The sequence below is a fragment of the Pseudomonas putida genome, assembly GCA_029953615.1.
Classification (GTDB): domain Bacteria; phylum Pseudomonadota; class Gammaproteobacteria; order Pseudomonadales; family Pseudomonadaceae; genus Aquipseudomonas.
Map to the genome: position 1 here is coordinate 192,379 of CP124529.1, position 24,632 is coordinate 217,010.

The 24,632-nt window shown below is 63.4% G+C and carries 28 protein-coding genes and 2 tRNA genes; 11 read left to right on the top strand and 19 right to left on the bottom strand.

Annotated elements, in window-relative coordinates; translation table 11 throughout:
* Nucleotides 1–14: 14 nt before the first annotated feature.
* From QIY50_00890 to QIY50_00905, 4 genes are read right to left on the bottom strand one after another with little or no spacing between them, the layout of a single operon-like run.
* Nucleotides 15–1,037, bottom strand: a complete 1,023-nt coding sequence (locus tag QIY50_00890) for a LacI family DNA-binding transcriptional regulator (protein ID WGV20901.1) — start codon at nucleotides 1,035–1,037, stop codon at nucleotides 15–17.
* A 4-nt stretch (nucleotides 1,038–1,041) separates the two neighbouring features.
* Complete coding sequence (locus QIY50_00895) at nucleotides 1,042–2,037, bottom strand: ABC transporter permease (protein ID WGV20902.1); 996 nt, start codon at nucleotides 2,035–2,037, stop codon at nucleotides 1,042–1,044.
* A complete protein-coding gene (locus tag QIY50_00900; GenBank protein WGV20903.1) occupies nucleotides 2,034–3,587 on the bottom strand; it encodes a sugar ABC transporter ATP-binding protein in 1,554 nt (517 codons plus the stop codon). Before QIY50_00900 ends, QIY50_00895 begins: the two co-directional genes overlap by 4 nt.
* A gap of 21 nt (nucleotides 3,588–3,608) precedes the next feature.
* A complete protein-coding gene (locus QIY50_00905) occupies nucleotides 3,609–4,565 on the bottom strand; it encodes a sugar ABC transporter substrate-binding protein (protein ID WGV20904.1) in 957 nt (318 codons plus the stop codon).
* A 282-nt stretch (nucleotides 4,566–4,847) separates the two neighbouring features.
* Here QIY50_00905 and QIY50_00910 point away from each other — a divergent pair, with 282 nt between their 5' ends.
* Nucleotides 4,848–5,090 (top strand): DUF1654 domain-containing protein, encoded by a 243-nt coding sequence (locus QIY50_00910; protein WGV20905.1) that lies wholly within the window; start codon nucleotides 4,848–4,850, stop codon nucleotides 5,088–5,090.
* A gap of 58 nt (nucleotides 5,091–5,148) precedes the next feature.
* Here QIY50_00910 and QIY50_00915 read toward each other — a convergent pair whose 3' ends face one another.
* The 4 genes from QIY50_00915 to QIY50_00930 form a co-directional block, all read right to left on the bottom strand.
* Entirely contained in the window at nucleotides 5,149–5,574 is a 426-nt protein-coding gene (locus QIY50_00915) for a GTP pyrophosphokinase (protein WGV20906.1), read from the bottom strand.
* A gap of 114 nt (nucleotides 5,575–5,688) precedes the next feature.
* The gene (locus QIY50_00920) at nucleotides 5,689–6,258 is read right to left on the bottom strand and encodes an SPOR domain-containing protein (protein WGV20907.1); all 570 of its coding nucleotides are present in this window, start codon (nucleotides 6,256–6,258) and stop codon (nucleotides 5,689–5,691) included.
* A 131-nt stretch (nucleotides 6,259–6,389) separates the two neighbouring features.
* Nucleotides 6,390–6,466 (bottom strand) — tRNA-Val (locus tag QIY50_00925).
* A 156-nt stretch (nucleotides 6,467–6,622) separates the two neighbouring features.
* Nucleotides 6,623–6,699: transfer RNA gene (locus QIY50_00930), tRNA-Val, on the bottom strand.
* A 203-nt stretch (nucleotides 6,700–6,902) separates the two neighbouring features.
* On the opposite strand from QIY50_00930, the gene QIY50_00935 reads away from it, so the two are divergent.
* Nucleotides 6,903–8,186, top strand: a complete 1,284-nt coding sequence (locus QIY50_00935; GenBank protein WGV20908.1) for an FAD-binding oxidoreductase — start codon at nucleotides 6,903–6,905, stop codon at nucleotides 8,184–8,186.
* A 112-nt stretch (nucleotides 8,187–8,298) separates the two neighbouring features.
* On the opposite strand, the gene QIY50_00940 is transcribed toward QIY50_00935, so the two are convergent.
* Nucleotides 8,299–9,033, bottom strand: a complete 735-nt coding sequence (locus QIY50_00940) for a peptidase C39 family protein (protein WGV20909.1) — start codon at nucleotides 9,031–9,033, stop codon at nucleotides 8,299–8,301.
* Nucleotides 9,034–9,199: 166 nt separating this feature from the next.
* Between QIY50_00940 and QIY50_00945 the strand changes: the two genes are divergently transcribed.
* The gene (locus QIY50_00945; protein ID WGV20910.1) at nucleotides 9,200–9,376 is read left to right on the top strand and encodes a hypothetical protein; all 177 of its coding nucleotides are present in this window, start codon (nucleotides 9,200–9,202) and stop codon (nucleotides 9,374–9,376) included.
* 131 nt (nucleotides 9,377–9,507) lie between these two features.
* On the opposite strand, the gene QIY50_00950 is transcribed toward QIY50_00945, so the two are convergent.
* Complete coding sequence (locus QIY50_00950; protein WGV20911.1) at nucleotides 9,508–10,260, bottom strand: TerC family protein; 753 nt, start codon at nucleotides 10,258–10,260, stop codon at nucleotides 9,508–9,510.
* A 29-nt stretch (nucleotides 10,261–10,289) separates the two neighbouring features.
* Nucleotides 10,290–10,529, bottom strand: coding sequence for a hypothetical protein (locus tag QIY50_00955; GenBank protein ID WGV20912.1), 240 nt, complete (start codon nucleotides 10,527–10,529; stop codon nucleotides 10,290–10,292).
* Nucleotides 10,530–10,664: 135 nt separating this feature from the next.
* On the opposite strand from QIY50_00955, the gene nhaR reads away from it, so the two are divergent.
* The 3 genes from nhaR to QIY50_00970 all read left to right on the top strand — a co-directional run bounded on the left by nhaR (nucleotide 10,665) and on the right by QIY50_00970 (nucleotide 13,753).
* A complete protein-coding gene (nhaR, locus tag QIY50_00960; protein WGV20913.1) occupies nucleotides 10,665–11,558 on the top strand; it encodes a transcriptional activator NhaR in 894 nt (297 codons plus the stop codon).
* Nucleotides 11,559–11,714: 156 nt separating this feature from the next.
* Complete coding sequence (gene sstT / locus QIY50_00965) at nucleotides 11,715–12,926, top strand: serine/threonine transporter SstT (GenBank protein WGV20914.1); 1,212 nt, start codon at nucleotides 11,715–11,717, stop codon at nucleotides 12,924–12,926.
* A gap of 179 nt (nucleotides 12,927–13,105) precedes the next feature.
* Nucleotides 13,106–13,753 (top strand): DUF480 domain-containing protein, encoded by a 648-nt coding sequence (locus QIY50_00970; protein ID WGV20915.1) that lies wholly within the window; start codon nucleotides 13,106–13,108, stop codon nucleotides 13,751–13,753.
* Between the two features lie 4 nt (nucleotides 13,754–13,757).
* Here QIY50_00970 and QIY50_00975 read toward each other — a convergent pair whose 3' ends face one another.
* From QIY50_00975 to QIY50_01010, 8 genes are all read right to left on the bottom strand, one after another.
* Entirely contained in the window at nucleotides 13,758–13,946 is a 189-nt protein-coding gene (locus QIY50_00975) for a hypothetical protein (protein ID WGV20916.1), read from the bottom strand.
* 169 nt (nucleotides 13,947–14,115) lie between these two features.
* The gene (ahpF, locus tag QIY50_00980; GenBank protein ID WGV20917.1) at nucleotides 14,116–15,678 is read right to left on the bottom strand and encodes an alkyl hydroperoxide reductase subunit F; all 1,563 of its coding nucleotides are present in this window, start codon (nucleotides 15,676–15,678) and stop codon (nucleotides 14,116–14,118) included.
* 124 nt (nucleotides 15,679–15,802) lie between these two features.
* Nucleotides 15,803–16,366, bottom strand: a complete 564-nt coding sequence (ahpC, locus tag QIY50_00985; protein WGV20918.1) for an alkyl hydroperoxide reductase subunit C — start codon at nucleotides 16,364–16,366, stop codon at nucleotides 15,803–15,805.
* Between the two features lie 270 nt (nucleotides 16,367–16,636).
* On the bottom strand, nucleotides 16,637–17,992 hold the full coding sequence (gene gorA / locus QIY50_00990) for a glutathione-disulfide reductase (protein ID WGV20919.1): 1,356 nt from the start codon (nucleotides 17,990–17,992) through the stop codon (nucleotides 16,637–16,639).
* A 97-nt stretch (nucleotides 17,993–18,089) separates the two neighbouring features.
* The gene (gene galU / locus QIY50_00995; GenBank protein WGV20920.1) at nucleotides 18,090–18,929 is read right to left on the bottom strand and encodes a UTP--glucose-1-phosphate uridylyltransferase GalU; all 840 of its coding nucleotides are present in this window, start codon (nucleotides 18,927–18,929) and stop codon (nucleotides 18,090–18,092) included.
* A gap of 299 nt (nucleotides 18,930–19,228) precedes the next feature.
* A complete protein-coding gene (locus QIY50_01000) occupies nucleotides 19,229–20,143 on the bottom strand; it encodes a c-type cytochrome (protein ID WGV20921.1) in 915 nt (304 codons plus the stop codon).
* Entirely contained in the window at nucleotides 20,140–20,790 is a 651-nt protein-coding gene (locus tag QIY50_01005) for a c-type cytochrome (protein ID WGV20922.1), read from the bottom strand. Before QIY50_01005 ends, QIY50_01000 begins: the two co-directional genes overlap by 4 nt.
* Nucleotides 20,791–20,867: 77 nt before the next feature.
* Nucleotides 20,868–21,227, bottom strand: coding sequence for a hypothetical protein (locus QIY50_01010; GenBank protein ID WGV20923.1), 360 nt, complete (start codon nucleotides 21,225–21,227; stop codon nucleotides 20,868–20,870).
* Between the two features lie 160 nt (nucleotides 21,228–21,387).
* On the opposite strand from QIY50_01010, the gene QIY50_01015 reads away from it, so the two are divergent.
* The 5 genes from QIY50_01015 to modB all read left to right on the top strand — a co-directional run bounded on the left by QIY50_01015 (nucleotide 21,388) and on the right by modB (nucleotide 24,631).
* The gene (locus QIY50_01015; GenBank protein WGV20924.1) at nucleotides 21,388–21,690 is read left to right on the top strand and encodes a DUF1883 domain-containing protein; all 303 of its coding nucleotides are present in this window, start codon (nucleotides 21,388–21,390) and stop codon (nucleotides 21,688–21,690) included.
* 6 nt (nucleotides 21,691–21,696) lie between these two features.
* Nucleotides 21,697–21,867 (top strand): hypothetical protein, encoded by a 171-nt coding sequence (locus QIY50_01020; protein WGV20925.1) that lies wholly within the window; start codon nucleotides 21,697–21,699, stop codon nucleotides 21,865–21,867.
* Nucleotides 21,868–21,911: 44 nt separating this feature from the next.
* The gene (locus tag QIY50_01025; GenBank protein WGV20926.1) at nucleotides 21,912–23,000 is read left to right on the top strand and encodes a nitronate monooxygenase; all 1,089 of its coding nucleotides are present in this window, start codon (nucleotides 21,912–21,914) and stop codon (nucleotides 22,998–23,000) included.
* Nucleotides 23,001–23,192: 192 nt separating this feature from the next.
* Nucleotides 23,193–23,951 (top strand): molybdate ABC transporter substrate-binding protein, encoded by a 759-nt coding sequence (modA, locus tag QIY50_01030; protein WGV20927.1) that lies wholly within the window; start codon nucleotides 23,193–23,195, stop codon nucleotides 23,949–23,951.
* The gene (gene modB / locus QIY50_01035) at nucleotides 23,951–24,631 is read left to right on the top strand and encodes a molybdate ABC transporter permease subunit (protein WGV20928.1); all 681 of its coding nucleotides are present in this window, start codon (nucleotides 23,951–23,953) and stop codon (nucleotides 24,629–24,631) included. The genes modA and modB overlap by 1 nt, the downstream gene beginning before the upstream one ends.
* The last annotated feature ends 1 nt before the right edge of the window (nucleotide 24,632 follow it).

Consider the following 24,632-nt stretch of genomic DNA (forward strand, 5'->3'; position numbering starts at 1 on the left):
ACATTTCCTTAGCATCAGCGGCAATCGTTGAACAGGTCCGGGCGCGGCCCGGTGGACTCGCGCAGCACGATGCGCGGGGCGACGATACGTTGCTCTGCCGCGCCCTGCCGCGGTGTGCCGATACGTGCCAGCAACAGCGACGCGGCGCTCTCGCCCAACGCGCGGATCGACTGGCCCACCGTGGTCAACGGCGGGTACACATAGCGGCTGAGTTCGATGTCGTCGAAGCCGATCACCGACAGCTCGCCGGGCACGTTGATATTGCGTTCGGCTGCGGCGCGCAGCACGCCGAAACCGATCATGTCGTTGCCGGCGAAAATCGCCGTGGGCCGCTTGCCCTCCAGCAACCGGGCTGCCGCTGCATGGCCACCCGGGCTGGTGAAGTCGCAGTGCAGCACGCGGTTGGCCAGCACCGGTACGCCGGCCTCGGCCATGGCGCGGCGGAAGCCGCTCAGGCGCAGCTGGGTCACCCCGGTCTCGGCAGGGCCACCAATGTAGGCGATGTCGCGGTGGCCAAGCTCCAGCAGGTGCCGGGTGGCCAGGTAGGCGCCCTGCTCGTGGTCGATGCGCACCAGGTCGGCATCGACGCCATCCAGTTCGCGGTCGACGATCACCATGGGCGTGCGCACGCCAGCCAGGCTTTGCAGCAGGTCGCCGTCCTGGCCGACCGAAGCCACCACCAGGCCGTCGATGCGTTTTTCCAGCAGCACGCGCAGGTAGCTGCGCTGCTTCTGCGGGTTGTCGTCAGAGTTGCACAGAATCACGCAGTAGCCGTTGCGTTCGCAGGCGTCTTCGATACCCCGTGCCAGCTCGGCGAAGTACGGGTTGACGCTGTTGGGCACCAGCAAGCCGATGGTGGCCGTGCTGCGCGCCTTCAGCGAGCGGGCCACGGCGCTGGGCACGTAGTCGAGTTCGGCGATGGCGGCTTCGACTTTCAGCCGCACCTGCTCGCTGACCGGCCGGGTCTTGTTCAGTACATGGGACACAGTGGTGTAGGAAATACCCGCCAGTGCCGCGACGTCTTTGATGGTTGCCATGTTCTCAGTTCCGCCGGCCTGCGCGCCGGCTACGGTAAGTGTCGAGCACCACGGCGATGACAATCACCGCCCCGGTGATGATGCGTTTGGTCGGTTCGCTGGCCCCGATCTGCGCCAGCCCTGCAGCCAGCACCGAAATGATCAGCACGCCAAAGAAGGTACTGATGACCGAGCCACGGCCGCCCATCAGGCTGGTGCCGCCAATTACCACGGCGGCGATCACCTGCAGCTCCAGGCCGGAACCGGCATTGGGGTCGGCCGCTTCCAGGCGCGAGATCTGGAACAGCGCAGCCAGGCCGGCAAGCAGGCCCATCAGGGCGAACACCAACACCTTGTAGGGGCGCGGGTCGATGCCTGCCAGGCGCACGGCCTCTTCGTTGGTGCCGATGCCGATCAGGTAGCGGCCGAACACCGTGCGGGTCAGCACCAGCTGGGCCAGCACGATCACCAGCAAGGCGATGATGAAGGCCGGCGAGATGCCGAACGCGATGGGGTTGGAGAACCAGGCATAGGCATCGCCGATATAGGCGGTGCGCGAGTCGGTGAACTGGTAGGCCAGGCCACGGGCCATTTCCAGCACGCCGAGCGAGACGATGAACGACGGAATGCGCCAGGCTACGGTGACGCCGCCGGTAATGCTGCCGGCCAGCGCGGCCACGGCCATGCCCAGCAGGGCCGAGGGCAGCACGCCCCAGCCCCAGCTGAGGATCGCCACGCTGACCGTCGAGGCCGCCAGCGCCAGTACCGAGCCCACCGACAGGTCGATGCCACCGATGATCAGCACGAAGGTCATGCCCACTGCCAGTACCATCAGGTCGGGGATCTGGTTGGCCAGGGTACTGAAGGTGTTGTACGACCAGAAGTGGCTGCTGAGGAACGAGAACAGCACGATCATCGCCAGCAAGGCGCCGGCCAGGCCCAGGTAGGTACCCAGGCCAAGATAGGTGCCACTGCGGCGCACCGGTGCGGTGCCTTGGCTGTCGAGCGGGGTGGTTTTCATGCATCCATCCTGGGAGCTGCTTCATGCAGCAGTGCGTCACGTTTCTGATAACCGGCAAAGGCCGCAGCCAGCAACTGGTCCTGGCTCCAATGGTCACGCTCGAAGGTTTCGATCAGGCGGCCGGCCGACAGCACGGCGATGCGGTCGCAGATCAGCATCAGCTCGCGCAGGTCGCTGGAAACCACCACCAGGGCCTTGCCCTGGCGCGCCAGTTCGGCCAGCAGGCCATAGATGTCGAACTTGGCGCCGACGTCGATACCACGGGTGGGCTCGTCGAACAGCAACACCTGGCAGTCGCGCTCCAGCCACCGGCCTATCACCACCTTTTGCTGGTTGCCGCCAGACAGCTCGCCTACCACCTGCTGCGGACCGGCGCTACGAATGCGCATGGCCTGGATCTGGCGCTCGGCCAATGCCGCTTCGGCCTCGCCATCGAGCACCCCGGCCCGTGATACCGCTCCGAGGTTGCCCAGGGCAATATTGGCGCTGATCGACTGCGTCAGCAGCAGGCCTTCGCCTTTGCGGTCTTCGGTGATCAGCGCGATACCGGCCTGCACAGCGGCCTTGGGCGAGTCGATGGTGACCGCCTGCGGTGGCTGGCCGAGGGCGATGCTGCCGCTGTCGGCACGGTCGGCGCCGTAGATCAGGCGCAACAGCTCGGTACGGCCGGCACCGATCAGGCCGCAGATGCCGAAGATCTCCCCTGCCCTGACCTCGAACGACACTCCACGCACCTTGTCGCCACGGCTGAGCTTGTCGACCTTGAGCAGCGGCGCGCCGATCTGCCGGCGGCCCAGGTCGATATGCTCGCCCAGCTCGCGGCCGACCATCAGGTTGACCAGTTCGGCGCTGCTGTAGCGCTGGATCGGCTCATCGCACACCAGCTTGCCGTCACGCAGCACGACGATGCGCTGGGCCACACGCTGCAGTTCTTCCAGGCGATGGGAAATGTAGACGATGGCCACGCCACGTTGGCGCAGGCGCTCGATCTGGGTGAACAGCAGCTCCACCTCGCGCGCGGTGAGCATGGCGGTGGGTTCGTCGAAGATCAGCACATGGCAATCGCCGATCAGGTTGCGGGCGATCTCGACCATTTGCTGGTGGCCGATGCCCAGCTCGCCGACTGGGGTGTCCGGGTCGATAGCGTCGAGGCCGACCTGGGCCATGGCGGCCGTGGCCAGTTGGCGCAGGCGCTTCTGGCTGATCCAGCCGAAGCGGCCGGGCAGGTTGTCGAGGAACAGGTTTTCCGCCACGGTCAGCGTGGGCAGCAGGTTCAGCTCCTGCATGACCATGCGCACGCCGAGGCGCTCGGCCTCGCTGCGGCTGCCAGGCGCGTAGGCCTGGCCGCGGTAGTGCATATGCCCGGTGGTAGGGGTTTCCAGGCCACTGATGAGCTTGGACAGGGTGCTTTTGCCAGCGCCGTTCTCACCTGTCAGCGCCAGCACTTCGCCGGCCCGCAGGCTCAGGCTGACCTCGCCGAGCACGGGTTGGGCGTAGGTCTTGCCCAGGCCGCTGGCGGCGAGCACCACTTCATTGGCCGATGCAGGCATGGCCGTATCTCCTGCCAGCGATCAGGGCTTGGTGATGAGTTGGACCGGGGTCTGGATGACGTTGTCGGCATCCACGTCGGGTTTCTCGCCCTTGACCATTTTCAGCGCCGCCTGGATGCCGTACACCGCCTGCTGGCTGGCCGCCTGGTCGAGGGTGGCAAGTACACGGCCATCGGCGAGCATCGGCTTGATGGCGTTGATGTTGTCGTAGCCCACCACTTGCACCTGCCCGGTCTTGCCAGCGGCACGCACGGCCGACACGGCGCCCAGGGCCATGCTGTCGTTACCGGCCAGCAGGGCTTTCAGGTCGGGGTATTCGTTGAGCATGGAGGCGGCGACGGCGTTGCCTTTATCGATTTCCCAATTGCCACTCTGCACCGAGACGATCTTGACTTGCGCGGCCTCCATGGCGTCCTTGAAACCGGCGGTACGCTGCTGGGCGTTGGTGGTGGTCGGCACGCCTTCGATAATGCCGACCTGGTCGCCGGCCTTGAGCTTCTCGTTGGCCAGAAAATCGCCGACCAGGCGCGCGCCCTTGCGGTTGTCGGGGCCCACGAAGGGTACGCTGATGCCTTTGCTCTTGAGCAGCGCCGGGTCCAGGCGGTTGTCGATGTTGATCACCACCACGCCTTGGTCCATGGCCTTCTTCACCGCCGAAACCAGCGCCTTGGAGTCGGCCGGGGCAATGACCAGGGCCTTGGCGCCTGCGTTGACCATTTGCTCGACGATGCGGATCTGCTCGCCGGTGTCGGTCTCGTTCTTGATGCCGTTGGCGATCAGCTCGAATTCATCGGCGTGGGCTTTCTGGTAGTCCTTGGCGCCGTCTTCCATGGTGCGGAAGAACTCATTGGCCAGCGACTTCATGACAAGGGCGACCTTGGGCTTGTCTTCGGCGTGGGCGGCGGAAAATGGCAGGGCCAGGGACAGCGAGGAAATGACTGCGAGGGCCAGCAGACGACCGGGGAACGGCAGTTTCATGGACGAGGACTCCGGATCTTGTGTTTTTTGTCGGATCGCAAACGTTTGCGTTGACTCACTATGGAAACAGGACCGGGGTTTGTCAAATCCGTTTGGCTGTCAGAGGTCAAGTCGAGCCCGGGGCAGTTTATCCGGATTTTTTCCGAAAAGACGAACGTCTTTTCATCGCGTGCCAGGAATGCCGCTGCTCAGTGTAAAGCGCAGTTTTTGGCCTGACAGGCTGTTGCGAAATTACTTACAGTGAAATACTGTATGTGCATACAGCAAAACAAGGAAACGCCTGTGTCCAGCACCGCCTCCGCCACCCCGAGCAGCTATGAACAACTGGGTGTGCGCATCCAGAAGATCATCAACAGCCCCACCGCCCAGCGCAGCCGCGCGGCACTGATCTTCCGCCTGGAACAGGAAACACCGGAAGACTGGGAAACCCTGCTCGAGGAAATCGCCGAAAACGACAACGTCACCCTCGCCCACCGCGACGATGGTGGCGTGCAGATTTTCTGGACCGTACCGAAGGAAGACTGACCGCGGCGAGCATGGCAGTTGGCTGGCCCGGGTGGCCTTCAAGGCCTGCGGCTTAACCTCAGGCCAAGGCCTGCAGGTAGGCGCTGGCTTCACGATAACGCGCCAGCCGCGCCAGGTCGGCGGGGCCCGGGCAGGGAATGCGCGAAAGGTCACTGTTGTCGGCCAGGTCGGCCAGCTTGACGGTGCGCGCCAGCGGGTTATCGCCCAGGCGCACCACGAAGTCCTGGTAGGCCTCGCCCTCACGGCGGCTGAGCGCCAGCAAGGCGGCAAGGATTTTCAGCGCGAACCCCTCGCGCGCCAGGTCGGACAGCGTCAGCGAGGTGTCTTCGATCACATCGTGAAGCACCGCGACAATCCGTTGTTCAGGTGTGGAAACCCGCATCATCACGCGTAGCGGGTGGAGGATATAAGCTGCCCCACCCTTGTCGTATTGCCCTTCATGCGCCCTGGCGGCCACGGCAATGGCCCGCTCCAGTGTAGACATGAGGCCCTCCCCGTTCGGCTTCTTCCTGCCAAGCATAGCCAAAACTGTGCGGACAGTGTCTAGCGCAGGTGTGGCTGTGCCGCTCAAAGCTTGCGCCCCCCTGTAGGAGCGGTTTTAGCGCGTGGCGCCGTGCTGGATGACCACCGAATCGGTACCCAGCTTGGCCATTACCTCGGCCTTGCGTGCTTCAGCCTCCTCACGGCTCGGGAACGGCCCCATCAGCACCACCGGCTTGCCGTCGCGGTACTCCACCGAGGAGGGAATGCCCTTTTCGATCAGGCGTGCGGTCATGTCGCTGAGCGCACCCATGTTGGCACCCTGGATCACCTCCACGTCCCAGCCCTGCGGGGCAGGCTGGCCAGCCAGGGCTTCGGCGCGGCGCTGCAGCTCGGCGCCGCCGCACATCTCGCGGATGCGCAGGTTGTTACCGCTGTCGTCGACGATGATTTCGTACTGGCCATCGCGCTTGATCGCCACGTAGCTGCGGTAGGCCTCGTACTGCCCGGCATCATCCTTGCCACGAACCTGGCCGCAGATGGTGCCCTGGGTGTCGATCCGCACGTTGCCGAACTTGGCGGTTTTAGGGTTGTGCAGGTGTTCGGCCACCTGTTTGTGCACGCCTTCGACCTCGTTCTCACAGCCCGCCAGGGCCAGCACTGCCATTACCACAGCCAGTTTGCGCACGCGTGTACCTCCAGTTTCGAAGGGGCGGATTCTAGCACGCCGGGCAATGCCCCGAACCGCGACCAAACGTTACACGCTGCTTCGCGCGCATAGCAAAAAGGGCGATCATTGCTGATCGCCCTTTTTCGATTTGGTAGGCACAATTGGACTCGAACCAACGACCCCCACCATGTCAAGGTGGTGCTCTAACCAACTGAGCTATGTGCCTGTCGTGTGGTGCGCATATTAGTGACCGAATGCGTACCTGTAAAGCGTTTTTTTGAGAAAAATCAAAAACTTTCGAATCTGAGCGCATCGCGCTGCCCACAAAAATCGGGCAATGAAAAAAGGGGTGACCCTTGCGGATCACCGTCCCTCTTCGATTTGGTAGGCACAATTGGACTCGAACCAACGACCCCCACCATGTCAAGGTGGTGCTCTAACCAACTGAGCTATGTGCCTGTCGTGTGGTGCGCATTCTACTCATTCCAAAAACCCTGTCAACACTTTTTTTTGCGCTAACCTACTGAATCTTAAACTCTTTATAGAAAGGCGCGCTGACAGGTACCGAGTAAAGGATTTTCAACGGACGACTAGCGGGTGTTTATTATTATTGATAGCATCGGTACATTCGTTAAAAATATAAAACACGAGGTTCCTGCAGCATGGCTAACACCCCCTACCCCCAGTCCTACTACGCCGCCTCGGCCAACCCGGTGCCGCCACGTCCGGCGCTGCAGGGTGAGGTGGAAACCGATGTGTGCATCATCGGTGCCGGCTACACCGGCCTGTCCAGCGCCCTGTTCCTGCTGGAGAACGGCTTCAAGGTGAGCATCGTCGAAGCAGCCAAGGTCGGCTTCGGCGCGTCGGGCCGCAACGGCGGCCAGATCGTCAACAGCTACAGCCGCGACATCGACGTCATCGAACGCACCGTCGGCCCACGGGAGGCCCAACTGCTGGGCCAGATGGCTTTCGAAGGCGGGCGCATCATTCGTGAGCGCGTGGCCAAGTACAACATCCAGTGTGACCTGAAGGACGGTGGCGTGTTCGCTGCCCTCACCAGCAAGCAGATGGGCCATCTGGAGTCGCAAAAGCGCCTGTGGGAACGCTTCGGCCACAACCAGCTGGAGCTGATGGACCAGAAGCGCATCCGCGAAGTGGTCGCCTGCGACAACTATGTGGGCGGCATGCTGGACATGAGCGGCGGCCACATCCACCCGCTGAACCTGGCCCTGGGCGAAGCCGCCGCGGTCGAGTCGCTGGGCGGCATCATCTATGAGCAAACCCCGGCCATCCGCATCGAGCGTGGCGCCAACCCGGTGGTGCACACCCCACAGGGCAAGGTCCGCGCCAAGTTCATCATCGTCGCTGGCAACGCCTACCTGGGCAACCTGGTGCCTGAGCTGGCCAGCAAGTCCATGCCATGCGGCACCCAGGTGATCACCACCGAGCCACTGGGCGACGAACTGGCGCGCACCCTGCTGCCGCAGGACTACTGCGTCGAGGACTGCAACTACCTGCTCGACTACTACCGCCTGACCAGCGACAAGCGCCTGATCTTCGGCGGTGGCGTGGTGTACGGCGCGCGTGACCCGGCCAACATCGAGGCGATCATCCGGCCGAAGATGCTCAAGGCCTTCCCGCAGCTGAAGAACGTGAAGATCGACTACGCCTGGACCGGCAACTTCCTGCTGACCCTGTCGCGCCTGCCGCAGGTTGGCCGTATCGGTGACAACATCTACTACTCGCAGGGCTGCTCGGGTCACGGCGTGACCTACACCCACCTGGCGGGCAAGGTGCTGGCCGAGGCCATGCGTGGCCAGGCCGAGCGCTTCGACGCCTTCGCCGGCCTGCCGCACTACCCGTTCCCGGGTGGCCAGATGCTGCGCGTACCGTTCAGCGCCCTTGGCGCCTGGTACTACAGCCTGCGCGATCGCCTGGGCTTCTGATGTAGGCAGGCCTGGCCTCTTCCCGGGCACGCCCGCTCCCACAGGGACCGTGCAAGCAGCACAAATCCTGTGGGAGCGGGCGTGCCCGCGAAAGGGCCGGTACAGACAAAAGCTATTTGTTCAGGCTACTCACAGCCTGCTTCGCCGCAATCTCCTGCCCCGCCCGGGCCAGTTCATCTGCAGCCTGCAACCAGCGCTGGCGGTCCACCTGGGCCGGCAGTTGCCGTGGTGGCTGCACCAGCACCGCCCAACTGCCAAGTTTCGCCCACGCCGAGGCGAAGGCATCGAACCCCATCACCTGCCGCCGGTGCATGCCCGAGCGCAACAGCACCCGCTGCTTGTAGCGGTCGTAGCCGATCAGCACGGCATAGCGTGGCTCGCTCCACCAGGCCGAACCCTCCTCGTAACGCAGCAGCACCGGGTTGCCCGCCGCCACCTGAGTCAACAGTGCGTCCAGTTGCTTGTCCAGCGGATACACCACCATGCCGTAGTCGCGCGCCACCCGGGGGATGCCCGTGTCCAGCGCCTCGGCGCCCTGGGGCAGGTCCAGCGGTTTGTCCAGCAGCCCCGGCGTGATCGGTGCCCCTTGTTGCGACAGCACTGCCGCCAACGCCATGGCCCCGCTGTGGTTGGCGTTGCCACGGTAGAACGGCACGCTGCTGATCTCGACCCGCTGCGGCAGGCCCTTGAGGTTGTTGGAGGGTGCGCTGGCACAACCGGCCAGGCTGGCCGCTACCAGGCAGGCCGCCAGCAGCCGACGGGGGGTGGTCTTGAAGGAATGTTGCTGCATGGACACTCGCTTGCTCCAACGCCAGGCAGGCAGCGCCCGGCTCTGGCCACCGATCATAGGTCGGACAGCGGCGCGGGTATAGTCCGACACCGGTTAGGAGCGAATCGGACCAAGCAATAGACCTTTGGTCAATGGAACGTCACAGGCGAAAGGCTAGACTAAAGCAGTGTCTGGAAGGCCAGCGCCGGCTGACCGAGCGTGGCCTGTAGAGATGGAGGCACAGATGAGCCTGACCCTGGCAATCCTCATGCTGTTGGGCATGTGGCTGAGCGTCGCAGCCGCCATGCTGTGGGGTGTACTGCGTATCGTGCGGCGTCATTCTCACCACCACCTGCCACCGCAGGTCCCCGCCAAGCCACAGCCTGTGCGCCGGGCGCGGCGGCATGCCGGGGTGCACTGACTCCAGGTTTTCCTTGACCCCGTTCGCGGGCTTGCCCGCTCCCACAGGGACCGCGTCAGCCAGATGGCTACGCAGTCCCTGTGGGAGCGGGCAAGCCCGCGAACGGGGCGCAAGCGCCCCGCTGTTTCACATCAACCTTCAGCCGCCTCACGTTTCAACCGCGCCCGACGAGCGAGGATGTTGAGGATTTCGATCGCCGTCGAGAAGGCCATGGCCGCGTACACATAACCCTTCGGTACATGGGCGCCAAAACCTTCGGCAATCAGCGTCATGCCGATCATGATCAGGAAGCCCAGGGCCAGCATCACCACGGTCGGGTTGTCGTTGATGAAGTTGGCCAGCGGGTCGGCGGCCACCATCATGACGATCACTGCGGTGATCACGGCAATAATCATGATAGGCAGGTGTTCGGTCATGCCCACGGCGGTGATGATGCTGTCGACCGAGAAGACGATGTCCAGCAACAGAATCTGGAAGATCGCCGCGGCAAAGCCCAGGGTAACCGTCGACGACACCTTGGCTTCTTCCTTGGCGCCGTGCGGGTCGACGTTTTCGTGGATTTCCTTGGTCGCCTTCCACAGCAGGAACAGGCCACCGGCAATCAGGATCACATCCTTCCACGAGAAGGCGTTGCCGAACACTTCGAACACTGGGTCGGTCAACTGGACGATCCAGGCTACCGTGCTGAGCAAGGCCAGGCGCATGACCAAGGCCATGCTGATACCGATACGGCGCGCCTTGGAGCGGTACTCCACCGGCAGTTTGTTGGTCAGGATCGAGATGAAGATCAGGTTGTCGATACCCAGTACAACTTCCATGGCCACCAGCGTAGCCAGGGCAACCCAGGCGGTGGGGCTAGCGGCGAGTTCCAGCAAATATTCCATTGGTCAAATCCTGCAGCAGCGGTTGGGGGTCAGATTTCCTGGGTTTCTTCTTTCTTGTCGGCGTCCTTGGGCTTGTGCCCTTCGCTGCCGATGGCCTCGCTCAACGCCTGCTGCGCGGCCTTGTTGGTGTCGTCGATGGCCTGCTTGGCCGACTGTGCGGCCTGGTCGAGCATCTGCTGGGCAGATTTCTCGGCCTGTTCGCAACCGGCCAGGGTGAACAGGGCCAAGGCCAGCACCAGCGGCGTGCCGATGGATTTGAGTTGCAGCATGGGTTCCTCGCTTGTCGATAGTCCGGCGGCGCACAGGGGCGCCTGATGGAGCCGCATTCTAAAGAGCGTAATACATCAGGGAAAATTCGTTTTTTCAGCGGTTATACTTCGGTTTTTACGAATCCGGAAAACCCGATGCTCAACTATCGGCAATTGCACTACTTCTGGGCCGTGGCCAAGACCGGCAGCATCGCCCGCGCCAGCGAACAGTTGAACCTGACGCCGCAAACCATCAGTGGGCAGATCAGCCTGTTCGAACAGACCTACGGCCTGGAGCTTTTCCAGCGCGTGGGGCGGCAACTGGAGCTGACCGAAACAGGGCGACAGACGCTGAGCTATGCCGAGCAGATGTTCCAGCTGGGTGGCGAACTCGAAGCCATGCTGCGGGCCGGCCCGCAGGAGCAGATCCTGTTCCGCGTGGGCGTGGCGGACGTGGTGCCCAAGTCCATCGTCTACCGCCTGCTGGCGCCGACCATGGAGCTGGACGATGTGCTGCGCATCAACTGCCGCGAAGACAAGCTCGAACGGCTGCTGGCCGACCTGGCGATCCAGCGCCTGGACCTGGTGATTTCCGACAGCCCCATGCCCAGCCATCTGGACATCAAGGGCTATAGCCAGAAGCTGGGCGAGTGCGGGTTGAGCTTCTTTGCCACCCCGGCGCTGGCGCAACGCCTGGAAGGCCCCTTCCCCGCCTGCCTGCAGGATGCGCCATTGCTCATTCCAGGGCAGGAAACCGTGGTCCGCAGCCGCCTGCTGCGCTGGCTGGCCGAGCAGCAGGTGCAGCCGCGGATCGTGGGCGAGTTCGATGACAGCGCCTTGATGCAGGCATTCGGGCAGTCGGGCAGCGGCATCTTCGTCGCGCCCAGCGTGATCGCCGAGGAAGTGTGCCGCCAGTACGGCGTGGCGCTGATCGGGCAGACCGAGGCCGTGCATGAGTCGTTCTATGCCATTTCGGTGGAGCGCAAGGTCAAGCACCCGGGGATCGTGGCGATTACCGAGGGCGCGCGGCGGGAGTTGTTTCACTGGTGACCGTGGGTGGCTTCTTCGCGGGCACGCCCGCTCCCACAGGGACCGCACAGCATTCGAAGCCTGTACAGGAGCGCGCCCGCGAAGAGGCCTCCCCTGCTAGACAAAGGTCTATGGTAAAGTCGCGCCCTTTTCGAACATGCTGGGATATCGCTGCACATGACCCCCGTCCTCCGCTTCCTCAACCGCACCAGCCTGGTGACGCAGATCGTCATCGGGCTGATCGCCGGCATCGCCCTGGCCCTGCTTGCACCCGCCATCGCCCGGGACATGGCCTTCCTCGGGAAAGTGTTCGTCAGCGCCCTCAAGGCGGTGGCACCCGTGCTGGTGTTCATCCTGGTCATGGCGTCGATCGCCAACCACCGCCACGGCCAGGAAACGCACATTCGCCCGATCCTCTGGCTGTATCTGCTGGGCACCTTCAGCGCCGCGGTAGTCGCGGTGGTCGCCAGTATGCTGTTCCCGTCCAACCTGGTGCTGAGCACCGGCGAGGTTACGCTGAGCGCGCCGGGCGGCATCACCGAGGTGCTGCAGAACCTGCTGCTGAGTGCGGTCGACAACCCGATCAACGCCCTGCTCAACGCCAACTTCATCGGCATACTGACCTGGGCCATCGGCCTGGGCGTGGCCCTGCGCCATGCTGGCGAAACCACCCGCACCGTGGTCGAGGACCTGTCCAACGGCGTGACCCTGATCGTGCGCGTGGTCATCCGCTTCGCCCCGCTGGGCATCTTTGGCCTGGTCAGCGCCACCCTGGCCCAGTCGGGCCTGGACGCCCTGCTCGGCTACCTGCACCTGTTGGCGGTGCTGATCGGCTGCATGCTGTTCGTGGCGCTGGTGATGAACCCGCTGATCGTATACTGGAAAATCCGCCGCAACCCGTACCCGCTGACCCTGCTGTGCCTGCGTGAAAGCGGTATCACCGCATTCTTCACCCGCAGCTCGGCGGCCAATATTCCGGTGAACCTGGCCCTGTCGGAGCGCCTTGGCCTGCATGAGGACACTTATTCGGTATCGATCCCGCTGGGTGCGACCATCAACATGGCCGGTGCCGCCATCACCATTACCGTGCTGACCCTGGCGGCGGTGCATACCCTGGGTATTCCGGTAGACATGCCAACCGCTGTGCTGCTCAGCGTGGTGGCGGCGGTGTGTGCCTGCGGCGCGTCAGGTGTGGCCGGCGGCTCGTTGCTGCTGATTCCGCTGGCGTGCAGCCTGTTTGGCATCCCGAGCGAAATTGCCATGCAGGTGGTGGCGGTGGGCTTCATCATCGGCGTGCTGCAGGACTCGGCCGAAACGGCGCTGAATTCCTCGACCGATGTGCTGTTTACCGCGGCGGCGTGCCAGGCCGAAGAGCAGCGCACCGCTTGAGATTGCCGGGGCCGCTTTGCGGCCCTTTCGCCGGCAAGCCAGCTTCCACAAGTACAGCGCCGGCCTGGGGCATTGTGCAGTACCTGTGGGAGCTGGCTTGCCGGCGATGATGCCAGTGATTGCTTAAGCCAGGCGCTTTACCTAGGCTAGTGGCCTTTCCCCAGCAATGAGACAGGGCCATGTCAGAACACGAAACTGCCGGCGAAGGCCGCTTCAACAGCATCGAGATCCGTATTCTCGGCGCGCTGATCGAGAAGCAGGCCACCAGCCCGGAAAGCTACCCGCTGACCCTCAATGCCCTGGTCCTGGCCTGCAACCAGAAGACCAGCCGCGAGCCGGTGATGAACCTCACCCAAGGCCAGGTCGGCCAGGCCCTGCGCGCCCTCGAAGGGCAAGACATGACCCGCCTGCAGATGGGCAGCCGCGCCGACCGCTGGGAACACCGGGTGGACAAGGCGCTGGAGCTGGTGCCCGCGCAACTGGTACTGATGGGCCTGATGTTCCTGCGCGGGCCGCAAACCCTCAATGAGCTGCTGACCCGCAGCAACCGCCTGCACGACTTCGACGACACCGAGCAGATCCAGCACCAACTGGAGCGCCTGGTCTCGCGCGGCCTGGCCTTGCACCTGCCACGCCAGGCCGGCCAGCGCGAAGACCGTTACACACATGCCTTGGGTGACCCGGCGGAAATCGAGGCGATCCTGGCTGCACGGCAGCAGGAAGGTGGTGCACGCAGCAGCGGCGGCACTGTGTCGGAAGAACGCATCGAAGCCCTCGAAGCCCGCATCGCGGCGCTGGAGGCACGCCTGGCCGAGCTGGAAGGCTGAGCCATCACGGCTCGGGGTCGGGGAAGTTGCGGCAGCTCTTGCGCTCGGCCAGCTCCCGGTCACTGGGGCGCTGGTCAACGAACACGGTGCGGCCGTCGGCATAGATTTCCAGGTAGCCCCAGTGCAGGTCCTGCTCTTGCTGCCCGGGCTTTGGGGGGACCAGCCACCAGGGTTCGCGGCTTATCAGGGTCATGGGTGGGATTCCTGAGGGTGTCTGCAGTAATCATAGACATCCTCGGGTTCACCTTTGTCAGTTCTGACGCATTCGCGGGCATGCCCGCTCCCACAGGGTTCCTCACAAATCTCAAGACCTGTGCAGTACCTGTGGGAGCGGGCATGCCCGCGAAAGGGCCGGTACAGGCTTACGCCGGTGCCGAAGTGCGGATCAGGTGGTCAAAGGCCGCCAGCGATGCCTTGGCCCCCTCACCCACCGCAATCACGATCTGCTTGTACGGCACAGTCGTCACGTCACCCGCCGCAAACACACCGGGGATGCTGGTCTGGCCCTTGGCATCGACGATGATCTCGCCACGCGGCGACAGCTCGACGGTGCCTTTCAGCCAGTCGGTGTTCGGCAGCAGGCCGATCTGCACGAAGATGCCTTCCAACGCCACTTCATGCTGCTGGTCGTTGGTGCGGTCCTTGTAGCGCAGGCCGGTCACTTTCTCGCCATTGCCCAGCACTTCGGTGGTCAGCGCACTGGTGATCACCTTCACGTTCGGCAGGCTGTGCAACTTGCGTTGCAGTACCGCATCGGCACGCAGCTGGCTGTCGAACTCGATCAGCGTTACCTGGGCGACGATACCGGCCAGGTCGATGGCCGCTTCTACACCCGAGTTGCCACCACCGATCACCGCCACGCGCTTGCCCTTGAACAGGGGGCCGTCACAGTGCGGGCAGTAGGCCACGCCACGGGCGCGGTATTCCTGCTCGCCCGGCACGTTCATTTCGCGCCAGCGGGCACCGGTGGCCAGGATCACGGTCTTGGCCTTGAGCGAGGCGCCGCCGGCCAGACGTACTTCGTGCAGGCCGCCATCAGTGGCCGGGATCAGCGCTTCACCGCGCTGCAGGTTCATGATGTCCACGTCGTACTGCTTGACATGCTCTTCCAGCGCCGTGGCCAGCTTCGGCCCTTCGGTTTCCTGTACCGAGATGAAGTTCTCGATGGCCAGGGTGTCGAGCACCTGGCCGCCGAAACGCTCGGCCGCAATACCGGTGCGGATGCCTTTACGTGCGGCATAGATGGCTGCCGAGGCGCCGGCCGGGCCACCGCCGACCACCAGCACATCGAAGGCGTCCTTGGCGTTGATCTTTTCGGCCTGACGAGCACCGGCGTTCGTGTCGATCTTGCCGAGGATTTCTTCCAGGCCCATGCGGCCTTGGCCGAACACTTCGCCGTTCAGGTAGATGCTCGGTACCGCCATGATCTTGCGCGACTCGACTTCACCCTGGAACAGCGCGCCGTCGATAGCCACGTGGCGCACGTTGGGGTTGAGCACCGCCATCAGGTTCAGCGCCTGGACTACATCCGGGCAGTTCTGGCACGACAGGGAGAAGTAGGTTTCGAAGGTGAATTCGCCTTCCAGTGCCTGGATCTGCTCGATCACTTCGGCACTGGCCTTGGACGGGTGGCCGCCGACTTGCAGCAATGCCAGCACCAGCGAGGTGAATTCGTGGCCCATGGGGATGCCGGCGAAGCGCAGGTTTATGTCGGCTCCCGGGCGGTTCAGCGAGAACGAGGGACGACGGGCATCGCTGCCGTCCGCGCTGAGGGTAATCAGGTTCGACAGGCTGGCAATTTCCACCAGCAGGTCGTGCAATTCGCGGGACTTCGCGCCGTCGTCGAGGGAAGCAACGATCTCGATCGGCTGGGTGACCCGCTCCAGGTAGGTTTTCAGTTGCGATTTAAGCGTGGCGTCCAACATACGGGCGATTCCTTTTTCAAAACTCGGATACAAAAACGCCCAGGCGAGGTCGCCCGGGCGTTTGACGGGGCGGTGAGTACTTCAGCTTTGGCGGCTGCTTACCGCCCGCGACTGGTGCACAGTCTTAGATCTTGCCGACCAGATCCAGGGATGGGGCGAGAGTGGCTTCGCCTTCTTTCCACTTGGCTGGGCAAACTTCGCCCGGGTGAGCGGCAACGTACTGGGCAGCCTTCACTTTGCGCAGCAGTTCGGCAGCATCGCGGCCTACACCACCGTCGTTCAGCTCGACGATCTTGATCTGGCCTTCCGGGTTGATCACGAAGGTACCGCGATCGGCCAGGCCGGCTTCTTCGATCAGCACGTCGAAGTTGCGCGAGATGACGTGGGTCGGGTCACCGATCAGCGGGTACTGGATCTTGCCGATGGTGTCCGAAGTGTCGTGCCAGGCTTTGTGGGTGAAGTGGGTGTCGGTGGACACGCCGTAGATTTCCACGCCCAGCTTCTGGAACTCGGCGTAGTTGTCAGCAAGGTCGCCCAGCTCGGTCGGGCAGACGAAGGTGAAGTCGGCCGGGTAGAAGAACACGACAGACCACTTGCCTTTCAGGTCGGCTTCGCTGACCTGAACGAACTCGCCCTTGTGGTAGGCGGTGGCGTTGAACGGTTTGACCTGGCTGTTGATGATTGGCATGAGAGACGCTCCTTCATGGGGTTGGAAACAGTTGACGGAGAGAATCCTAACCGCTGGTCCCGATAAAGGCTCATTGGCAAAGCTCATGCTTTTGATTGGTTTTGGCTATAACCGGGGTTTATTAATAGAAGGGAATGGGCTGAGCAAAGGATTGCGCAGGTATTCAAGGGCTTCATCGCCGGCAAGCCAGCTCCCACAGGTACAGCATAGGCCTTGAGACTTATGCAATACCTGTGGGAGCTGGCCTTGCCGGCGATGAGGCCAGTGGCATCAGCGGGTGGCTGTGCGCATGGTCACGAACTCTTCGGCCGCGGTCGGGTGCACGCCAATGGTTTCGTCGAACTGTTGCTTGGTTGCACCGGCCTTCAGGGCGACGCCCAGGCCCTGGATGATCTCGCCGGCGTCGGGGCCAACCATGTGACAGCCCAGCACCTTGTCGGTCTCGGCATCGACCACCAGCTTCATCAGGGTCTTTTCCTGGATATCGGTCAGGGTCAGTTTCATCGCACGGAAACGGCTTTCGAACACCTGCACCTTGTGCCCGGCCTCCAGCGCCTGCTCCTCGGTCAGGCCCACGGTGCCGATGGGCGGCTGGCTGAAGACGGCGGTAGGGATGTTCTGGTAGTCCACCGGGCGGTATTGCTCGGGCTTGAACAGGCGCCGGGCCACGGCCATGCCTTCGGCCAGCGCCACCGGGGTAAGCTGCACGCGGCCGATCACGTCACCGATGGCCAGGATCGACGGTGCGGTGGTCTGGTACTGGTCGTCAACGCGAATGAAACCGCGCGCGTCCAGTTCCACGCCGGTGTTTTCCAGGCCCAGGTTGTCGAGCATCGGGCGGCGGCCGGTGGCGTAAAACACACAATCGGCGACCAGCTCGCGGCCGTCGTTTAGCGTGGCCTTGAGGCTGCCGTCCTCGAGCTTGTCGATGCGCTGGATGTCGGCGTTGAACTGCAGGTCGAGGCCGCGTTTTTCCAGCTCTTCCTTCAGGTGCGTGCGTACCGAACCGTCGAAGCCGCGCAGGAACAGGTCGCCACGGTACAGCAGCGTGGTAGCCGCCCCCAGGCCCTGGAAGATGCCGGCGAACTCGACGGCGATGTAGCCACCGCCTACCACCAGCACCCGGCGTGGCAGGTCCTTGAGGTAGAAGGCTTCGTTTGAGGTAATGGCCAGTTCCTTGCCCGGGATGTCCGGCACCTGTGGCCAGCCGCCGGTGGCGATGAGGATGTGCTCGGCGGTGTAGCGCTGGCCTTCCACTTCCACTTCATTGGCACCGGTCAGGCGCGCATGGCCCTGCAGCAGGGTGACCCCGCTGTTGAGCAGCAGATTGCGGTAGATGCCGTTCAGGCGCTCGATTTCCCGGTTCTTGTTGGCGATCAGGGTGCCCCAGTCGAAATGCCCTTCTTCGAGGGTCCAGCCGAAACCGGCAGCCTGCTCCAGTTCGTCGGCAACGTGCGCGCCGTACACCAGCAGTTTTTTCGGCACGCAGCCCACGTTGACGCAGGTACCGCCCAGGTAGCGGCTCTCGGCCACTGCCACCTTTGCGCCGAAGCCGGCGGCAAACCGCGCCGCACGCACACCGCCGGACCCGGCGCCAATCACGAACAGATCAAAATCGTAGGCCATGTATTCACTCTCCTAGGCAGGCGCCCAGCATAACGCCGTTGGCCGCCGCAAACAAAAAAGCCACCCCGAAGGGTGGCTTTCAGGCCAGCAGGACTTATCAGTAAGCCTTGCCAGTCTTGTAGTAGTTCTCGAAGCAGAAGTTGGTCGCGTCGATATAGCCTTCCGCGCCACCGCAGTCGAAACGCTTGCCCTTGAACTTGTAGGCGATCACGCAACCGTTCTGCGCCTGTTGCATCAGCGCGTCGGTGATCTGGATCTCGCCACCCTTGCCCGGCTCGGTGTTGGCGATGATGTCGAAGATATCCGGGGTCAGGATGTAGCGACCGATGATCGCCAGGTTCGACGGAGCGTCTTCCGGCTTTGGCTTCTCGACCATGTTGGTGACGCGGAAAATGTCGTCACGGATCATGTCGCCGGCGATCACGCCGTACTTGTTGGTTTCCTGCGGGTCGACTTCCTGGATGGCGACGATAGAGCAACGGAACTGGTTGTACAGCTTGACCATCTGGGTCAGTACGCCGTCACCTTCCGGGTTCACGCACAGGTCGTCCGCCAGCACCACGGCGAACGGCTCATCGCCGATCAGCGGGCGGCCAGTGAGGATGGCGTGGCCCAGGCCTTTCATTTCGGTCTGGCGGGTGTAGGAGAACGAGCACTCGTCGAGCAGGCGACGGATACCGACCAGGTATTTTTCCTTGTCGGTGCCCTTGATCTGGTTTTCCAGCTCGTAGCTGATGTCGAAGTGGTCTTCCAGAGCACGCTTGCCGCGCCCGGTGACGATGGAGATCTCGTTCAGACCGGCATCCAGTGCCTCCTCAACGCCATACTGGATCAGTGGCTTGTTGACCACCGGCAGCATTTCCTTTGGCATGGCTTTGGTAGCAGGCAGGAAGCGGGTGCCGTAACCGGCTGCCGGGAACAAGCATTTTTTGATCATATACGTCCTTACAAAAGGCTAGGCCTGTGGAATTCGGCGCAGTCTAATCAGGCGGCAGTCACCTTACAATGCCCCCACCCGTGCCGACCGATTGCATGATAGAGATAACCCAGTGTAGATAGTTCCGGGGGATCGTAAATATTGCTGTCATCAATGACCATTGGATGACAGGGATGCGCTTGCCCTGTGCCGCCCTCTTCGCGGGCTTGCCCGCTCCCACAGGTACTGCACAGTATCAAGACCTGTGGCGATCCTGTGGGAGCGGGCAAGCCCGCGAAGAGGCCGGCAAAGGCCATGGATCAACTACCAGTGCCCTGCCCGATCAGCACCCCATCGACCTTCTGCCCATACAGGTTCACGCCGTCATTGGCATGGAACTTCACCCGCGTCTTCTCGATGGAGCCTTCCACCAGCCGCGGATCCTGGGGCCGTTCATGGCGGTTGATCCAGGCCGCCACATCCCAGGCCTGCTGATCACTCAGGCTGCCCGGCTTGCCCAGTGGCATGTTGTACTTGATGAACGACGCCGCGGTGTTGATACGGTGCATGCCGGCGCCCCAGTTGTAGGAATCCTTGCCCCACAGCGGCGGCATTACATACTCGCCCGCCACCTTCTGCCCTTCACCATTATCGCCGTGGCAAATCGCACACTGCTCGCGATAAACCTGCTGGCCGCGCTTGAAGTCGTACCCGCCCTTGGGCTGCGGCACCTCGGGGTATCCGCGCCCGGCAATCTCCACACCGGTAGGGGCCTTGGTCGACAGCCAGTACGAATACACCGCCAGCGCGGTCATCTGTGGGCTATCGGCAGCAGGTGGCTTGCCGTTCATGCTGAACTGGAAGCAGCCCTGGATACGCTCGGCGTAGGTGTTGACCTTGTCGTTTTTCTTGCGGTACGCAGGGTACATCGGGTACGCCCCCCACATCGGCGCGGAATGCGCCAGCCGCCCCTGGTCAAGGTGGCAGTTGCTGCAGTTCATGCCGTTGCCGACGGCCTCGGGCATCAGCCTGCGGGTGTCGACGAACAGGGCATGGCCCTCGCGCACCATCTTGCCAAAGGCATTGTCAGGCAACTCGCTTTCCGCTGGCGGCACGAACTGTGGCGCAGCCTGCACGCCAGGCACTTTCAACTGCGACTGGTCTTCCATGGCGATCTCGGCGGCCTGGGCGCTGCCCACGGCCAGCAGCAACAGGGCTGGAATCATCGGTTTCATGGCTTGACTTCCTGGCTGGCGGGGTGGGCGAAGAACTCGGCAACGGCCTTGATCTCGTCATCGGTCATGGCTTTGGCCACACCGACCATCAGCTGGTTGGGGTCATTGCTGCGGGTGCCGTCACGCCAGGCGTTGAGCTGCGCCACCAGGTAACTGGCGGGCTGGCCGGCCAAGGGCGGGAAGTGTTCGCCAACCCCGCCGCCGCCCGGGCCATGGCATTGCACACAGCCAGGAATCTGCCGGCTCCAGTCGCCGTACAGGGCCATGCGGGTGGTGGGGTCATCGGCAATCTGCTGGCGACGCAGGTCGCGTGCGGGGTCTGCCGGCAGGCTGGCCAGGTAGCTGCTGACCGCCTTGATTTCATCCTCGCTCAGGGCCTTGGCAAGCGGCTCCATCACTGCCTGCTTGCGGCTGCCACTGCGCCAGTCATGCAATTGCTTGCTGAGGTAGGCGGCCGGTAGCCCGGCCAGGCGCGGGAAGCCGGCAGCGGCAATGCCCTTGCCGTCCGGGCCATGGCAACCCAGGCAAGCCATGGCGGCGGGGTTGGCCCCGCCCTGGGTGAAGACTTTCTGGCCATCGGCGGCATGCGCCGTGGGCCAGGCCAGGATCAGCAGGCTGCCGATCACGGCGCGACTCAACGGTGTCATCACGAATCTCCTTTTCTATTGTTATAAGCTTAGGCTTAAAACATATAAGCAAAAGGAGCGCGATCAGTTGCCCTGGATCAACTCCCGGAGATGCATTGGGTGGCTGCGGTGCGCACGTCGCCCAGGCGCAACGGGAAGTTGTTCAGCCGCTCGTACAGCTTGATGCTGCTGCCGCTGCCCCGCTTGTCGATGTCCACCAGCGCCGCCGGGCCCACACCCGAGCTGATCTTCTGCGGCACGATCAGCCGCAGGCCATCGCCACGCGGTTCTTCCACCAGCGGGTCGCGGGTATCGGCCAGCTTCTGCTTGATGCAATCGGCATATGCGCGTGGGGACTTGCCGGAGATCACATCCAGCGTTTCACGCGATTGTTCCAGTTCCGTAACACTCACACAGCCACCCAGCGTCACCGCCAACGCCGCCACCATCCACTTCATTTGCAGCACCTCTGCCTTCAAGAATCCGCTTCGACCACGACCAGGCGGTTTTGCTCCCTGCTTTGGCAGATTTATCTGCGCCTGGCGGAACAGCGCGGCAGTCTAACCCGACATCGTGGTATCGTTTGCCTTTGCAGAACCAATCCTTGCGGAGCATCACATGAAATTCGTACACCAGCGCGAGCACCTGAACGAGGACGACATCGTCGTCATCGAGTGCTCCCAGCGCTGCAATATCCGCCTGATGAACGACGCCAACTTCCGCAGCTTCAAGAATGGCGGCCGTCACACCTATCACGGCGGCCATTTCGACAAGTTCCCGGCGAAGATCACCGTGCCCAGCACCGGTTTCTGGAACATCACCATCGACACCGTGACCACCCGCCCGATCTCGGTTACCCGCAAGCCGACGTTGACCCACAAGATCAAGATCATCCGTCGTTCGTCGTCGAAACTCAGGTAAGGCCCCATGACCCAGACCACCAAATACGTCATCAAGTACAAGCTCGACGGCCAGCGCCGCTGGGATTTCGCACTAATGCCCGATGCTTCCCACGAACAAGCCCTGGAAGCGCTGCGCAAGATTCATGGTGAAGACGCCGAGAAGATCAGCGACATCCAGGTCAGCAAGGCCTTGTAGATACCCGCCCCCGCCGCACCACTCGCCCGCGCAAGGAGAACCGCATGAGCCACTGGCCCGACCGCCGCATCCTCGACCTGCTGGGCATCGAGTTGCCCATTCTGCAAGCGCCCATGGCCGGTGCGACGGGCTCGGGCATGGCCATCGCCGTGGGCCTGGCGGGCGGCCTGGGCGCCCTGCCCTGCGCCATGCTCACCGGCGACCAGGTGCGCGCCGAGATCGCCGCCTTCCGCGCCGGCTGCCCGGGCCGCCCACTGAACCTGAACTTCTTCTGCCACCAGCCGCCAGCGCCCGACGCCGAGCGCGATGCACGCTGGAAGCAGGCGCTCGAGCCCTATTACAACGAAGTGGGTGCCGACTTCGCTGCTCCTACGCCGGTGTCCAACCGCGCGCCTTTCGACGAACAGAGCTGCCAGCTGGTCGAGCAACTGCGCCCGGAGGTGGTGAGTTTCCACTTCGGCCTGCCCCAGGCAGACCTGCTGCAACGGGTCAAGGCCAGCGGGGCCAAGGTACTGTCCAGCGCCACCACCGTCGAAGAAGCCGTGTGGCTGCAGCGCCACGGCTGTGATGCGATCATTGCCATGGGCTACGAAGCGGGCGGCCATCGCGGCATGTTCCTCAGCGACGACATCACCAGCCAGATAGGCACCTTCGCCCTGGTGCCGCAGGTGGCCGATGCGGTCAGCGTGCCGGTGATTGCCGCCGGCGGCATTGCGGACCACCGCGGCCTGTTGGCGGCGCTGGCCCTGGGTGCTTCGGCCGTGCAGATCGGAACGGCTTACCTGTTCTGCCCTGAAGCCAAGGTCTCGCCGGCGCATCGCCAGGCCCTGGACAGCGCGCCTGCCAGCGACACGGCGCTGACCAACCTGTTCACCGGCCGACCGGCGCGTGGCATCAACAACCGCATTATGCGCGAGCTGGGGCCGATGAGCGACCTGGCGCCGCGCTTCCCGCTGGCCGGGGGGGCATTGATGCCTTTGCGAGCGATTACGGATCCGCAGGGCAAGAGCGATTTCAGCAACCTGTGGTCGGGGCAGGCATTGCGGCTGGGCAGGCATATGCCGGCGGGTGCGTTGACCCGGGAGATTGCCGAAAAGGCGCTGGCAGTAGTCGGGCACCAGGCATCTGCATAAGCAGGCTCGGCCTCTTCGCGGGCTTGCCCGCTCCCACAGGTTCACCACTGGTTTTGAATGCTGCGCAGTACTGTGGGAGCGGGCAAGCCCGCGAAGAGGCCTGACCTGCCCATGCATAATCCTGCCCCTTCCCGGCCCCCGGCCTATCGCTATATAGTTAAGGATATAACGATACCCCCAAGGAGCTGCTCGATGCGTATCCGCCCTTCCTGCCTGGCCGCCACCGCCCTGGCCAGCCTGCTCGCCTTCAACACTGCCTGGGCCGAGGAAGTCCAGGTCGCGGTCGCAGCGAACTTCACAGCCCCCATCCAGGCCATTGCCAAGGCCTTCGAAAAAGACACCGGCCACAAGCTGGTCGCGGCCTACGGCGCCACCGGCCAGTTCTACGCACAAATCATGAACGGCGCGCCTTTCGAGGTATTCCTCGCTGCCGACGACAGCACCCCGGCCAAGCTCGAGCAGGAAAAGGCCATTGTCCCGGGCTCGCGCTTCACCTACGCCATCGGCACCCTGGCCCTGTGGTCGGCCACACCCGGCTATGTCGACGCCAGCGGCGAAGTGCTGAAGAACAACACATTCAGGCACCTGTCCATCGCCAACCCGAAAACCGCACCTTACGGCCTGGCCGCGACCCAGGTGCTGGACAAGCTGAAGCTGACCGAAGCCACCAGGCCCAAGCTGGTCGAAGGGCAGAACATCACCCAGGCATTCCAGTTCGTCTCCACCGGCAACGCCGAACTGGGCTTTGTCGCCCTGTCGCAAATCTACAAGGACGGCAAGGTCGAGAGCGGTTCGGCCTGGATCGTCCCCTCGTCGCTGCACGCGCCTATCCGCCAGGACGCGGTGATCCTCGAAAAAGGCAAGGACAACCCCGCCGCCAAGGCCCTGGTCGACTACCTGAAAGGGCCGAAAGCCGCGGCGGTGATCAAATCCTACGGTTATGAAATCTGATGCCGCTGGACGCCAGTGACCTGGGCGCCATCTGGCTGACCGTGAAACTGGCCAGTCTGACCACCCTGATCCTGCTGATCGTCGGCACGCCCATTGCCTGGTGGCTGGCGCGCACGCGCTCGTGGTTGCGTGGGCCGGTGGGCGCGGTGGTGGCCTTGCCGCTGGTGCTGCCCCCCACGGTGATCGGCTTCTACCTGCTGATCGCCCTCGGCCCGCATGGCTGGCTGGGCCAGGCGACCCAGGCGCTGGGCCTGGGCAGCGTGGTGTTCAGTTTCACCGGGCTGGTGATCGGCTCGGTGATCTACTCCATGCCCTTCGTGGTCCAGCCGCTGCAGAACGCCTTCGGCGCCATTGGCCAGCGCCCGCTGGAAGTGGCCGCCACACTGCGCGCCAGCCCCTGGGACAGCTTCGTCCACGTGGTGCTGCCGCTGGCCCGGCCAGGCTTCATCACCGCCAGCATCCTCGGCTTCGCCCATACGGTAGGTGAGTTCGGCGTGGTGTTGATGATTGGCGGCAACATCCCCGACAAGACACGCGTGGTCTCGGTGCAGATCTTCGACCATGTCGAGGCCATGGCCTATTCGCAAGCACACTGGCTGGCCGGCGCCATGCTGGTGTTCTCGTTCCTGGTGCTGCTCCTGCTGTACGCTGGACGCCGTGGCAAAGCCGGTTGGAGCTGAA